The following is a 13678-nucleotide window of genomic DNA, read 5'->3' on the forward strand; positions in this document are numbered from 1 at the left end:
TAATCGTATCAAGACAACAGCCGACCCGCTGTCAAGAAAGAGCAGGGGCAGGCGGTTGGTTCGTTTTCAGGCAAAAGTTGGATTAGATGACGCAGCTTTCACATTGGTTGCTGCCGATCTCTTCTGCATCATCTGTAAAGGTCCGTACATAGTAGATCGATTTGATGCCTTTGTGGAAAGCGTAGTGACGCAAAATGTTCAAATCACGCGTGGTTTGTTTTGTCGTTTCTTTCCATTCGTAAAGACCTTCTGGAATATCTGAACGCATAAACAAGGTCATACTCATACCTTGATCGACGTGTTTTTGAGCAGTTGCGTAAACATCGATCACTTTGCGCATATCCATATCGTAGGCTGATTTGTAGTAGCCGATCGTCTCATTGCTCAAGTAAGGTGCTGGATAGTAGATCTTGCCGATTTTCTTTTCTTGGCGTTCTTCGATCATCCGAGTGATTGGGTGGATGCTGGCACTCGTATCATTGATATAAGAGATCGAACCATTTGGTGCAACGGCTAGGCGGTTTTGGTGATACAAGCCGGTTTCTTTGACGGTTTGTGCCAAGGCTGCCCAGTCTTCACCAGTTGGTAAAAAGACGCCTTCGAACAATGCTTTGACTTTTTCCGATTTTGGTTGGTAGTCACCTTGGATATAATCGGTGAAGTAGCTGCCGTCTGCATACGCTGATTTTTCAAAGTTATGGAAAACTTCGCCTTTTTCTTTGGCGATGGCATTGCTTTCAACCAATGTCCAATAGTTCAACAACATGAAATAAAGATCAGTAAATTCAAGGGATTCTGGTGAACCATATTCCATTTGATTTTTTGCAAAATAGGTATGCAAGCCCATTGCGCCTAAACCGATCGTGTGGTTCAAGGCATTCCCATTTTGGATCGATGGTACTACGTCAATGTCAGACGCATCAGTAACAAAGGTCAAGGCACGAGTCATTGCTCGAACAGATTTCCCAAAGTCAGGGCTGTCCATCAAGTTCACGATATTGGTGGAACCTAAGTTACAGCTGATATCTGTTCCTAAAACTTCGTATTCTTGTTTGCCGTTGATCTCAGATGGTGCTTGGACTTGAAGGATCTCGGAACAAAGATTACTCATGATGATCTTGCCATCAATTGGGTTGCTGCGGTTTGCTGTATCGATATTGATGATATAAGGATAACCAGATTCTTGCTGCAATTTAGAAATTTCGTTTTCTAGATCACGGGCTCTGATTTTGGTTTTGCGAATCCGTGGGTTCATGACTAAGTTGTCGTATTCCTTGGTGATATCGACATAAGAGAAGGGCACGCCATATTCTTTTTCGACACTGTAGGGACTAAAGAGATACATCTCTTCATTTTTGCGCGTCAATTCGTAGAATTTGTCAGGTACGATCACGCCTAATGATAAGGTTTTGACACGGATTTTTTCATCCGCATTTTCTTTTTTCGCTGATAAAAAGCTGATGATGTCTGGGTGGAAGACGTTCAAGTAGACCACGCCAGCCCCTTGCCGTTGACCCAATTGGTTTGAGTAGCTGAAGCTATCTTCAAACAATTTCATTACAGGCATCACACCACTTGCTGCCCCTTCGTAGCCTTTGATAGGCGCGCCGGCTTCCCGCAAGTTTGATAACGTGATCCCGACACCGCCACCGATTCGTGAAAGTTGCAGCGCGGAGTTGATCCCACGACCGATCGCGTTCATGTCATCAGTGATTTGGATCAAGAAACAAGAAACCAACTCACCGCGACGTTTGCGTCCTGCATTCAAGAAAGAAGGGGTTGCTGGTTGGTAACGTTGGTAGATCATTTCATCCGCCAAGCTCATTGCTAACTCTTCATTGCCATCCGCAAAGTAAAGGGCGTTGAAAGCGACCCGATCTTCGTAACGTTCTAGATACGCGGTACCATCATTCGTTTTTAATGCGTATTGTGAATAAAATTTGTAAGCAGCCATAAATGATTTGAAAGTAAAGTGTTGCTCATCTAAGAATTGATACAATTGCTCAATAAAGGCAGGGCGATACTTTTTGATAAATTCTTCTTCTAAATAATCATTTTCAATCAAATAATTGATTTTGTCCATTGCAGTCGCAAAGGTTAAGGTATTTGGTTCAACGTTTTCTTTAAAGAATGCCGCTAAGGCTTCTTTGTCTTTATTTAATGGAATTTGACCATCTACTGGACGGTTGATCTCATTATTCAATTTGAAATAACTGACATCTTTGATTTCTTTCAAGCTCATAAATGGCTAACCTCTTTTCTTGTTTTGTTCGTATAAAAAAGGACTTGCGGTCTGGACGACTGACAAATCCCTCAAAAGCATCACATTGAGAAAAATCTTAGCTCGCTAATTGACGTAGTTGATCTGGACGGAAACCGATGATCGTTTGCGCATCAGAGGTAATGACTGGCACACTTTGGAATCCTTGTTCTTTCAAAAATTCTAATGCTTCAGGCTCATTATCAATATTGATTTCTTCAAATGCAATCTGATTTTCACTTAAAAAGCGTTTCGCCATTTTACATTGCATGCAGTTGTTTTTAGAAAATAGTTTGATATTCATAATTGTTTCCTCCGAGTTGTAATAGTTATAAACCTAGTATAAATAAGTCTCGGAGAAAGTCAACGAAAAAACACTATATCTTGTGCTTGTGAATTCGGCATACACAATTTATAGTGTTTCTGTGTTTTTTATGCAAGGGAAAAAAGCGGAAAATACTTAGAATTACAAGGTTTTTGCGTAATTAATACAGGGGATATGCAATCAAAATGAGTAAAAAAAATCCGTATTGTGAAGGAAGATTCAAAGTGAGGGCCGAAACAGATTGACTTCTTATGGAAATGGCTCTATTATAATGATAATCATTATCAATTAAAGTAGGTTAATTATAACAACACTTCACAAAAGGAGTAAGAAGCAATGAAAATGGCGCAAACTCGGGCTTCTGGAACATACAAAATCGACTCGTTGGCAACCACCAAAGAGATCACGGCTCATTTAAATGATCTTGGTATTCGCACGGGCGTTGAAATCGTTGTGGTACAAAAAGATCGCAAAGGCGGCATCATTTTACACCAAGGGACGCGGATCGCTTTAGATGAACGGGTCATGGAACAAATCGATGTCACAGAAACCCAGCAGCAAACCATCATTACCTCTTTGGATCAGCTGCAAGTCGGTGAAAGCGGGAAGGTCAATCAGATCGCCGCCAAAGGTGCGGTGCGCCGTCGATTGATGGATATGGGACTTACGAAAAACGTCCATTTGGAAGTGGTGAAGCTGGCTCCTTTGGGTGATCCGATGGAGATTCGGCTCCGCGGCTATGAATTGTCTTTGAGAAAGCAAGAAGCAGCGTTGGTTTTTGTCGAAAAAGGAGTCGAAGCGTAATGACCTATCACTTTGCATTAGCAGGAAATCCCAATAGCGGGAAAACGAGTACCTTTAATCAATTGACCGGTGCCAAACAAACAGTGGGGAATTGGCCAGGCGTTACCGTGGAACGAAAAGCGGGGCGACTGCGAAAAGACCGACAAGTATTGATCCAAGATCTACCAGGGATCTATTCCTTGTCGCCGTACACACCAGAAGAACTGATTTCTCGCAATTATTTGATGGAAGCATCATTGGACGCGGTGATCAATATTATCGATGGAACCAACCTGGAGCGCAACCTGTATCTAACATTGCAATTATTAGAAATGAATGTCCCGACTGTGGCAGCCATCAACATGATCGACCTATTAAAGAAAAAAGGCTTGCAGATCAATTTCAAAAAGCTGGCTTACGGTCTAGGGGTTCCCGTAGTAGGGATCAGTGCTTTGAAGCAACGCGGCTTAACCAAAATGATCGAGGCAGCGAAGCATGTAGCCAATACACAACCGCTTCCTCCCCGCTACGATGCTCGTCTAGAAGCTGGCTTGACCGAGATCATGGCGATTTTGCCAGAGACGATCCCTCAGCAGCAAAAACGCTGGTTTGCCATAAAACTCTTTGAAAAAGATGAAGCGATTCAGACGATGTGTAAACTGACTGATTCCCAGCAGGCAGTCCTTCAGGAGACGATTTCGATTTTAGAGCTGATCTTTAAAGACAGCAGTGACGCCATTCTCGTCAATGAGCGCTATGGCTTCATTGAAGAATTGTTGGCGCTGGCAGTCATCAAGGAAACAGATCAGCACTTAGCCTTCAGCGACAAAATCGACCGTGTGTTGACCCATCGCGTATTGGCACTACCGATTTTTGCCTTCATTATGTGGGGAATCTACTATTTATCGATTCAGACGATTGGTACGATTGGTACTGATTGGGTCAATGATGTATTATTTGGCAGCTGGATTCCCGAAACAGCAGCGCACTGGCTAGAACAGCTGCAAGTCGCCCAGTGGCTACAAGAACTGATTTTAGACGGCATCGTGGCAGGGGTCGGTGCGGTCTTAGGCTTTTTGCCGCAGATCTTCGTGCTCTTTTTTTGTTTGGCTATCTTGGAGGACTGCGGATACATGGCACGGGTGGCATTTGTCATGGACCGCCTGTTTCGCAAGTTTGGTCTATCTGGCAAGTCGTTTATCCCCATGTTGATCGCTACCGGTTGCGGGGTGCCCGGCGTGATGGCAAGCCGAACGATTGAAAATGAAAAGGATCGTCGGTTGACGGTGATGGTCACGACCTTCATGCCATGTTCTGCCAAATTGCCGATCATCGCATTGATTTCAGGAGCCTTTTTCCCTCAGTATAGTTGGGTCGCCCCATCGGCCTATTTTGTCGGCATGGGTGCTGTGATTTTTTCAGGGATCGTCTTGAAAAAAACGCCTTTATTTGCAGGTGATCTGGCACCATTTATTATGGAACTGCCAGCGTATCACTTGCCGCAGCTCACAACGATTTTGAAAAGTGCCTGTGATCGAGCCATTGCTTTTGTGAAAAAAGCCGGTACGATAATTTTTGTGGCTTGTATCTTTGTCTGGTTTACCTCCAGCTACAGCTTTGCCTTGCAGCGGGTCACAGAAGACCAAAGCATTTTGGCCTTTTTCGGACGACTTTTGGCGCCGCTTTTTGCTCCCCTAGGCTGGGGAACCTGGCGAGGCGCCGTGGCGACGATCACTGGCCTGGTCGCCAAAGAAAATGTGATCGGCACCTTTGGGATCCTCTACGGACAAACTGGGGAGTTGTCAGAAAGCGGGACGGAGATTTGGCAAGTGTTGCGCGGCGATTACACTGCTGTGGCGGCATACTCTTTTCTCGTCTTTAATTTACTATGTGCCCCTTGTTTTGCTGCTATCGGTGCGATCCACCGTGAAATGGGGGACAGCAAGTGGACGTGGTTAGCCATTGGCTATCAATGCGGCTTGGCATACTGCGCCAGCTTGTTGGTCTACCAATTCGGGCACGTCGTCTTTGAAGGCGGACACCTCACGCTGGGTGTTTTCGCGGCAATCCTCATTGCTGGGCTATTGGTATTTGCTCTGTTGAAGAAACCATTCCGCGGGAGTGCACCCTTGATCCAAGTCGTAGGAGGCGAAAAATGATTGCTACAATAATTCTAAGCGGCCTGATTTTTGGCTATGGCACCCGTGTGGTGTACCGCATGGTGAAAAAGGATCATTGTTCTGATTGTCATATCAGTTGTCCTGTGAAGCATGAGGAAGCAAAGTAGAAAATAGCAGTTGTAAGTAAAAATTTGTGTGAAAATACCTACAGGTAGAAATACAATTGAAACGGTAGATCTTAGCCATGAATAGATTGTTTGCTTTAAGAAGTTCTTAGTTTATTTAAGAGCTTCTTTTTTTATTGTGGGTGCAAGCAAAAGATCTGTCCATTTTTGGTTCACTTTTTCCTTGAGAGAATAAGTTTTGTGAACTGCTCAAGAAGGATATCGAGAAAAACTGGAGGCTAATAAAAAAAATAGCCAGTATATCTGGTCTTTTTGAAAAGAGCAGTTCACTTAATCTGGAAGCGCGTACAAATATGTGGTCTCAAATCGTCTATTCAGGCCAGAACTTTTCACTTATAGTGTGTGTATAGGAATGATCTCGAGAAAATCTATACTAAAACCTAAAGAAATTTTTTTTAGAAAGGAAATCGTCGTTTGCAAACTACATTATTAACAAAAGAAAACATTTTACTTCAGCAAGACAGTACCAGTTGGCAAGAAGCAATCAAAAAAGCTGCCCAGCCGTTATTGAAGAATGGCAGCGTTACAAAACAGTATGTCGAAGCGATGGTTCAATCTGTCTTAGATGCCGGGCCGTATATCGTGCTTATGCCTGGGTTTGCTTTGGCCCATGCCCGATCAGAAGATGGGGTTTGTCGTTTAGGACTAAGTGCGATGACATTAAATACCCCCATCTCATTTGGTTCGCCCAATGATCCAGTGAAAGTCATTTTCTGTTTGGCAGCGATAGACCCGACCAGTCATTTGGAACTGATGGGTGAGTTAGCAGAAGTTTTAGCAAGGGACAATATCATTGATCGTTTAGCAAATGTGCAGACACCAGAAGCATTTATAAAACTATTAGAAGAAACGAGGAGTTAAGATGGGATTCTTTCAAAAAAAGAAAAATGATGCATCGATCCAAGCAGATGCAAAACCTAAGACAAGTAATGGCAAGAAATATTTGATAGCGGTTGCATGCCGTGCGGGGATGGGGAGTTCAACGCTGCTTCACATAAAAGTAAAATCAGTGATTGAAGAAAACGGCTATCCCATTGAAACGATTCATGGAAACCTAGACGTCCTCATTGGTTTTACGGGCGATGCCTTTATGAGTATGGCAGATATCGCAGCGGAACCTGATTTTCAAAACAAACCTTATGAAGTCATAGGCATTCAAAATATTATGAGTAAAGAAGAGATCCAAGGAAAACTAGAAACATTTCTTGAAACGATGCAAACAAAATAAATTGATGGAGCGAGGAATAAATTGAATGGCAATTTTAGTAATGAACCAATTCAGAAATACTGCTGTGTTGCTAATGATTTTGGCTTTGATTGGGTTACTTGCACAAAGAAAGCCTGCGAAGGAGACCCTGAGCGGTGTCCTCAAAGTGGGCATTGGGTTTATGATTTTTAATATTGGTGGTGGTCATGTAGGAACGATTGCTGCAAATTTTGCCACGTTGTTTCAGACCGCATTTGGTGTTCAAGGGACGGTTCTGGCAGTAGAGCCTGCTACAGCGTTAGCCATGGATGTATATGGTTTTGAAATATCAATGATTATGGGCTCAGGGTTCATATTCGGATTAGTTATTGCGAAATTGACGCCTTTAAAATCAATTTTCTTAACCGGTCAGCATTATCTTTTCTTTGCTGCTGTCATTGGGTTGATTTTTATTTCGAATGGTATGCCCACTTGGGTAACAGTTATCTTTGGTTCTTTGGTGCTAGGTTTTGCAGGAGCAGGGCTGCCCAAATTGGCTCAGAAATATACAGATGAGCTGACAGGTAATGCAGGGGTTGCACTAGGTCACTTTAACTTGATTTTTTACTGGTTCTCAGGTGTCATCGGCAGTGTCATTGGAGGGAAAAATTGGCAAGCAAAGAAAGAGAAAGCAGCCAATCGCGAGCTCCCTGATTTCTTCTCCGTATTCCGAGATTTTGTCTTCTCTGTTGCATTTTTCATGATTATTCTTTTCTACATTGCAACGATCGCAGCAGTTTTAAGTGGTCATATGGATGTCGTTCAAGAAATGGCTGGCAACGACTTATGGTTCTTGTATCCGTTGATTCAAGGGTTGCAATTTGCTGCGGGGATGTCTGTACTGATTTATGGTGTGCGTCAATTTATTGCTGAATTAACGGCTGCCTTCGTGGCGATCTCAGAAAAATATATCCCAGGATCAATGCCGGCAGTAGATGTTCCTGTGTTTTTCCAATATGCGCCAACCATGGTTCCTGTCGGTTTTATTACCTCGTTTATAGGTGGGTTAACAGCGACGTTTGCCATGGCTGCTGTGGGTTCTCCCGTTGTGCTTTTGCCAGCAGCTGGGATTGCTTTTTTCTCGGGTGGAACCATGGGTGTCTTTGGTTCAATAAGAGGCGGGTTGAAAGGGGCGATCATCGCATCCTTCTTAGGCGGTATTTTGCTGACTGCATTGCCTTTGGTGCTTTTCCCAGCTTTTTCTGAATTAGGCATCACAGACGCTGGATTTCCTCAAATCGACTACAATATTATCGGAATTTTACTAGACAAAATCTTAAAACTATTTAGTTAAACAGTATGATTAGCAAGGAGAAGGATGGATACAATTTCTCCTTGCTATAAGGAAGGAAAATCTGTATTGAATGAAAAAAACGTTTTGTTTGCATATAGTACGAATTTAAAAGCCCAAAGCGATGCTCAATTTTATCGGCTTGAAGAAGAAGAAGTCTATCAACAGATGGTGAAGGCCAAAGAACTTATTCTCCATGCAGAAAAAAATCATAAGCGCGTTCATGTAACAGGCGTGGGAAAATGTTCCTATGTAGCAGGCTATGCAGCTTCACTTTTCTCCTCTGTCGGTACGCCAGCCTATTTTTTAGACACAACCGAAACTGTGCACGGATCGGCAGGACAAGTCGTGGCTGGCGATGTAGTGATTGCGATAAGTAATAGTGGGAACACCAAAGAATTAGAATATGCACTTGCTGCCTTAAAAGCCAATGGCGCCGTAATTTTAGCGGTAACAGGAAATGAAGATTCTTCCCTAGCTTCCTGTGCTGAAGTCACATTGTCTTCTTATGTTTCCCAAGAAGGGGACTCATTGAATAAACCGCCACGTTCCTCTGTGATCGCCCAAATGATCCAGCTGCAGGTTCTGTCGGTGTTGCTGCAAGAAGCAAAAGAAATCAATTTAGAAGATTACCTTAAATGGCATCCAGGGGGAAGCTTAGGAGCAACGACAAAAAAGGAGCTTACACAATGAAAATCAGAGGAATTATACCAGCAATGGTCACACCATTAAATGAGAACGGTATCAATGAAGAGGGCACTAGAAAGCTTGTAAGACATTTGATTGCTGGTGGTGTCCACGGGTTGTTTATTTTAGGAACCAATGGCGAATTTCATACCTTAAGCAAAGAAGAGAAAATCCAGTTTGCAAAAATCGTTGTCGATGAAGTATCGGGCAGAGTACCAGTATTTGCAGGTGCCGGAGATATTGCAACGAATAAAGTGATTGAGTTAGTAAATGAGTTTGCAAAAATCGGCGTTGATGCTGCTTCCATTATTACACCATATCTTTTGAAATATACCGATGAAGAGCTGATTCATCATTATCGTGTGATTGCTGAGCAAACGACACTGCCAATCATTTTGTACAATATTCCGCCAAATACTAGAAATTTCATCAATCGTCATGTTTTCTCGGAATTACTCAAAATTGATTCGATCATTGGGATAAAAGATTCGAGCGGTGATCTAGAAAACTTTAAGGGCTATCTTGAATTAAATCATCGAGAGGATTTCTCTTTGCTGATGGGAAGCGACTCTAAGATTTTAGAAGCATTACAGTTAGGAGCAGATGGTTCTGTGGCTTCAACCGCAAATGTTGTGACGAAAACAGATGTGTCGATCTATGAACAATTTGTAGCTGGAAACATAGAACAAGCACGGCAAGCACAAGCAAGTATTGATGATTTTAGAGAAGCCTGCAAATGCTCAACGATTCCGTCTGGGCTGAAATACTGTTTGCGGGCAATCGGACAGGATGTTGGGTTACCGAAACTGCCTGTTCTAGATCTTACGAAAGAAGAAAAGCAGCAGGTGGATCAAGTGCTTCAAAAATATGTACAAGCGGAAGGATTTACATTGAAAGTAGAACAGTAGGCTGCAGAAATGGGGGAACATTGATGGTGAAAATTGACTATAGGACGAGAAAGATGATGATGGCTCTGATTGAAAAACCGACCATCAGTTACGATTATCTTCAGCGGAATTATTCTATGAACCGCACTCAAATAGAGTATACCATTGATAAAATCAACCAGTTTCTATCTGCCCAAAAACTACCACTTAGCGTGAATAAGGAAAGTGTGATCCGACTGCCTGAAAAAAGCAAGGAATATTTGTTGGAGTCATTTTTACGTGAGCGTATGTTTAAGTATTATGAGATGAGTTCAAAAGAACGAGGAAAATATATCTTTTTGACGCTCTTTTACTACGAGAAAGACTATCTGTCGGTCAACCATTTTTTAGATGCGTTAAAAATCGACAAAACAACCTTTATGAGTGATCTGCGCAAATTACAAGCGGAATTGCAGGGGTACGATATTTCAATCAGTTACTCGAGAAAAGAGGGGTATCACTTAGCAGGTGATGAACTGATGATTCGTTACGCTTTATTTCGAATGATTTTGGAAGATGTAACTAGCAAGGACGATGATTTTATCTACCGTTACTTTATTCATAACGAACGAATACAATTGGCGGATGAGCAGGACACCTATCTTTCTCTTCTTTTAGAAAAACATGCGATAGAGTTAGTTGAAAATAGGTTGATTGAATTGAACTATATCCTTATTTTTTATACCCAAGAATGGGCTTGAATGAATTTGATCTAAAACCTTTTTCTAATGATCATGAGTTAGTAAAAATGAAGGAGTACCGCTTTGCTGAAGAAGTTTTAGAAAACGCAGGGGTGATGAATAGTATAGAAAAGAACTATCTCTGTGGGTGGGTACTGGGAATGGCATTAGGGAATGAAAAGGAATGGCTTCAAGGAAATTTGGTCATCATTGACTTGGTAGAAAGAATTGTCGAGCGATTTGAATTGCTTTCAGGTATTCGTTTCAAGGATAAACACTCTGTCATCAAGCAATTATATAGTCATTTTCGACCGACCTATTTCCGAATGCTGTTTCGATTACCGATCATCAACCCTATGCAGGATAAAATTTTTGAAAAATATAATGACCTTTATCAGATCGTAAAAGAAACCTTGAGACCAATCAGTGATAGCTTTGATTCAAAGCTTCCAGATGAAGAAGTAGCCTTTTTAACCATGCACTTTGCGCTTTTGATCAGAAATTCTGAAGAATATATGGTGCAACAAAAAGTGGGGGTCGTTGTCTGCCCAAATGGTATTGGAAGCTCAGCAATCATTTACAATGAATTAAAGGAAATCTTTCCCTCTTTTATCTTATTGGGACCGATTGAAACAAGCGAACTGCATTCATTTGATCAGTCATACGATATCATTTTTACGACAAAACCCAACTTTCAACTTTATCCGTTAAAAAAGCCGATTTTTGTAGTAAACCCGATCATGTCTTACGAGGAACGAACCCAGTTGTTTTTAGATGTCAAATTCGAAACCAGTACAAGCATCAAGCCCAATACTGTGACGATCGACGGCTTGATGCAGGTTATTCAACAATATTCAACAGTTACTAGTGAGTCAGCTCTGCGGCATCATTTAGAGAAATTTGTACAAGAGACCTGCTCGCCAACGGCATCTATCATGTCTCAAAAAGAGAAAAAGTCAAAAGAACCTGCAATGCTGTTGGATATGATGCGTCCAGAATTGATACAATTAAACAAAAAAGCCAGAACATGGGAAGAGGCCTTTTATCTCGCAGCCAATCCATTGATTGAAAGAAAGATCATCACTAGAAATTACATCGATTCGATCATTCAACAAACCAGATCAGAAGGCGCTTATATGGTGATATTCGATCAAGTTGCCTTACCGCATACGGTTCCTGAAGCAGGTGCAAAAAAACTTGGCATGGGATTGACAACGTTAGAATCTGAAGTATATGTCTTGGGAACGATTCCTGTAAAGTATATCTTTACCCTTTCTGCATTAGACAGCAAGCAGCATCTAAATGCGATGACTCAGTTTATTACCCTTATTGAATCCAAAGATTTTTTTCGAGAATTAGAAAAACATGAATGTCCGGAGACAGTTTATCAATGGTTTGCAGAGATTTTACGTACTGCTGTTGTATAAATTTTTTCGAAAATACTGTAAGTCTTATAGGATAAAACAGATACTCTTTGGTCTTTATTGAGAGAAGCGTGCGAAGGGGAGTCATTTGCCTTCATCATTTGCTGCTGTTCATCCGAACGCAAGCGATGTTACTCAGAACTGTTAACAGCGGAAGAATTCTCTAATGAAACTAATTTATGCCGTTTGAGGTTAGTCCAGTTCTACAAGAAAGATGCATTCGGGAATCAGCTACCATAGAAGTGGAGAAACAGTTCGATCACGATCGGGCTGTTTTTTTATTTTTTACAAAACGACCTATTAAAGGAATCTCAAATATAGTATAATTATTTAATAAAAAGATATTATTTAGTGAGGTTCGCAGGAAAGGGAGCAGGGAATATCGTTAGAACGTAAACGAAGATAGGTTTTTGATAAAGCAGAGTGAAAGGGTGAGGGCATGAGACAACAACGAAGACGGGAGCGTCAGAAACACCAGCGGATCATTGTGGGGTTAAGTACAGCGTTGCTGGCAATCATACTTGGAGTGATTTATCTAGTGATTCAAGTGACAAGCATCCCCGAACAGCGTCATACAGCAGAAACGACAAAGGCAACAAAGCCAATGCAAGAAACGAGTAGTTCTACCGAAACAAAGCCAGCAGTAAAAACCATCACAGTGACAGCTAGTGGCGATATGCTTTATCATACACCTGTTTATTTAAGCGCTTACGATGGGAAGCGTTATGATTTTGACAATGATTTTGAGCAAGTCAAACCGCTGATTGCATCGGCGGACCTTGCTTTAGGTGATTTTGAAGGAACCATCAATCCTAATAAACCGCTTGGCGGTTTTCCCTTATTCAACGCCCCTATCGATGCTGTTGCCAGTATCAAAGACGCGGGCTTTGATGTGATCGATCTTGCCCATAACCATATTTTAGATACAGGGATCGAAGGAATCAAAACAACGGCGGCTGCTTTTCACGACCAAGGCTTGGCAACGATTGGTGTCACGGTCGACAATAGCGGAATCCTGGTCAAAGAAGTCAACGGGATTAAAGTTGCTCTCTTGGCCTATGCCTATGGCTTCAATGGCCTTGAAGAAAGCTTAACTCAAGCAGAGTATGACACCTATTTGAAAGACTTGTCGTTAGATAAAGTGGAAGCAGAGATCAAAGAAGCGGAAAGCTTGGCGGATATCACCATCGTGATGCCTCAGTCTGGTGTCGAGTATTCTTTAGAACCAACGGAAGAACAACAAACTGTTTATCGGAAGATGATCGATTTTGGTGCTGATATTATCTTCGGTGGCCATCCGCATGTAGCAGAACCAACCGAAATCATCGAAAAGGACGGGGAAAAGAAATTTATCATTTATTCAATGGGAAACTTATTGTCGAATCAACGTTATGAAACCGTCAATAACAACTATTGGACCGAACGAGGCGTCATCCCAGAAGTTGAAATCTCCAAAGAAGGGCAGCGGACCTATTTAAGCAAGATTGCCTTGCATCCGACTTGGGTCTCCAAAGAACCGATCCCTGATCGTACCTATTATGATCCAGAATACGGCGTCTTGCAGGCCTTTGATTTTCAAGTTTACCTTGCCGCAGATTATCTGCCAGATGGGCAATATGCCAAAAATGTCCCTGAAGAAAAGCGCCAGCGGATCGAAACCGCCTACCATGAAATGCTGGAGCTGTTGGATTTGAAGTGGGAGTAGTGAGGACAAGAAAGCAATCTGGCTAACAGGTTGCTTTTTTATTATT

General features: G+C 42.0%; 13 protein-coding genes. 11 read left to right on the forward strand and 2 right to left on the reverse strand.

Annotated features, from left to right (window positions below):
* Window positions 1-82: 82 nt before the first annotated feature.
* The gene (gene nrdE / locus ECA1_RS15855; protein ID WP_005225181.1) at window positions 83-2242 is read right to left on the reverse strand and encodes a class 1b ribonucleoside-diphosphate reductase subunit alpha; all 2160 of its coding nucleotides are present in this window, start codon (window positions 2240-2242) and stop codon (window positions 83-85) included.
* A 97-nt stretch (window positions 2243-2339) separates the two neighbouring features.
* Window positions 2340-2564: a glutaredoxin-like protein NrdH gene (gene nrdH / locus ECA1_RS15860; protein WP_005225182.1), complete on the reverse strand. Its 225-nt coding sequence runs from the start codon at window positions 2562-2564 to the stop codon at window positions 2340-2342.
* Window positions 2565-2921: 357 nt separating this feature from the next.
* Between nrdH and ECA1_RS15865 the strand changes: the two genes are divergently transcribed.
* The 11 genes from ECA1_RS15865 to ECA1_RS15905 all read left to right on the forward strand — a co-directional run bounded on the left by ECA1_RS15865 (window position 2922) and on the right by ECA1_RS15905 (window position 13632).
* Complete coding sequence (locus ECA1_RS15865; RefSeq protein ID WP_060793026.1) at window positions 2922-3389, forward strand: FeoA family protein; 468 nt, start codon at window positions 2922-2924, stop codon at window positions 3387-3389.
* A complete protein-coding gene (gene feoB / locus ECA1_RS15870; RefSeq protein ID WP_060793027.1) occupies window positions 3389-5527 on the forward strand; it encodes a ferrous iron transport protein B in 2139 nt (712 codons plus the stop codon). Before ECA1_RS15865 ends, feoB begins: the two co-directional genes overlap by 1 nt.
* Entirely contained in the window at window positions 5524-5655 is a 132-nt protein-coding gene (locus tag ECA1_RS17530) for a FeoB-associated Cys-rich membrane protein (protein ID WP_115224854.1), read from the forward strand. The genes feoB and ECA1_RS17530 overlap by 4 nt, the downstream gene beginning before the upstream one ends.
* Before the next feature lie 432 nt (window positions 5656-6087).
* Entirely contained in the window at window positions 6088-6534 is a 447-nt protein-coding gene (locus tag ECA1_RS15875; protein ID WP_016610455.1) for a PTS sugar transporter subunit IIA, read from the forward strand.
* Between the two features lies 1 nt (window position 6535).
* Complete coding sequence (locus ECA1_RS15880; protein ID WP_016610456.1) at window positions 6536-6901, forward strand: PTS sugar transporter subunit IIB; 366 nt, start codon at window positions 6536-6538, stop codon at window positions 6899-6901.
* Window positions 6902-6926: 25 nt separating this feature from the next.
* Window positions 6927-8213 (forward strand): PTS ascorbate transporter subunit IIC, encoded by a 1287-nt coding sequence (locus ECA1_RS15885; protein WP_060793028.1) that lies wholly within the window; start codon window positions 6927-6929, stop codon window positions 8211-8213.
* Window positions 8214-8237: 24 nt separating this feature from the next.
* Complete coding sequence (locus tag ECA1_RS15890) at window positions 8238-8903, forward strand: SIS domain-containing protein (RefSeq protein ID WP_060793029.1); 666 nt, start codon at window positions 8238-8240, stop codon at window positions 8901-8903.
* Window positions 8900-9805, forward strand: coding sequence for a 4-hydroxy-tetrahydrodipicolinate synthase (dapA, locus tag ECA1_RS15895; protein ID WP_060793030.1), 906 nt, complete (start codon window positions 8900-8902; stop codon window positions 9803-9805). The genes ECA1_RS15890 and dapA overlap by 4 nt, the downstream gene beginning before the upstream one ends.
* Window positions 9806-9828: 23 nt before the next feature.
* Window positions 9829-10524, forward strand: a complete 696-nt coding sequence (locus ECA1_RS17950; protein ID WP_236596080.1) for a helix-turn-helix domain-containing protein — start codon at window positions 9829-9831, stop codon at window positions 10522-10524.
* Window positions 10525-10571: 47 nt separating this feature from the next.
* Window positions 10572-11930: a BglG family transcription antiterminator gene (locus ECA1_RS17955; protein WP_236596079.1), complete on the forward strand. Its 1359-nt coding sequence runs from the start codon at window positions 10572-10574 to the stop codon at window positions 11928-11930.
* Window positions 11931-12366: 436 nt separating this feature from the next.
* Window positions 12367-13632 (forward strand): CapA family protein, encoded by a 1266-nt coding sequence (locus tag ECA1_RS15905; protein WP_060793031.1) that lies wholly within the window; start codon window positions 12367-12369, stop codon window positions 13630-13632.
* Window positions 13633-13678: the final 46 nt, after the last annotated feature.

Origin of the sequence: Enterococcus casseliflavus NBRC 100478 (genome assembly GCF_001544095.1) — a bacterium.
GTDB classification, from domain to species: domain Bacteria; phylum Bacillota; class Bacilli; order Lactobacillales; family Enterococcaceae; genus Enterococcus_D; species Enterococcus_D casseliflavus.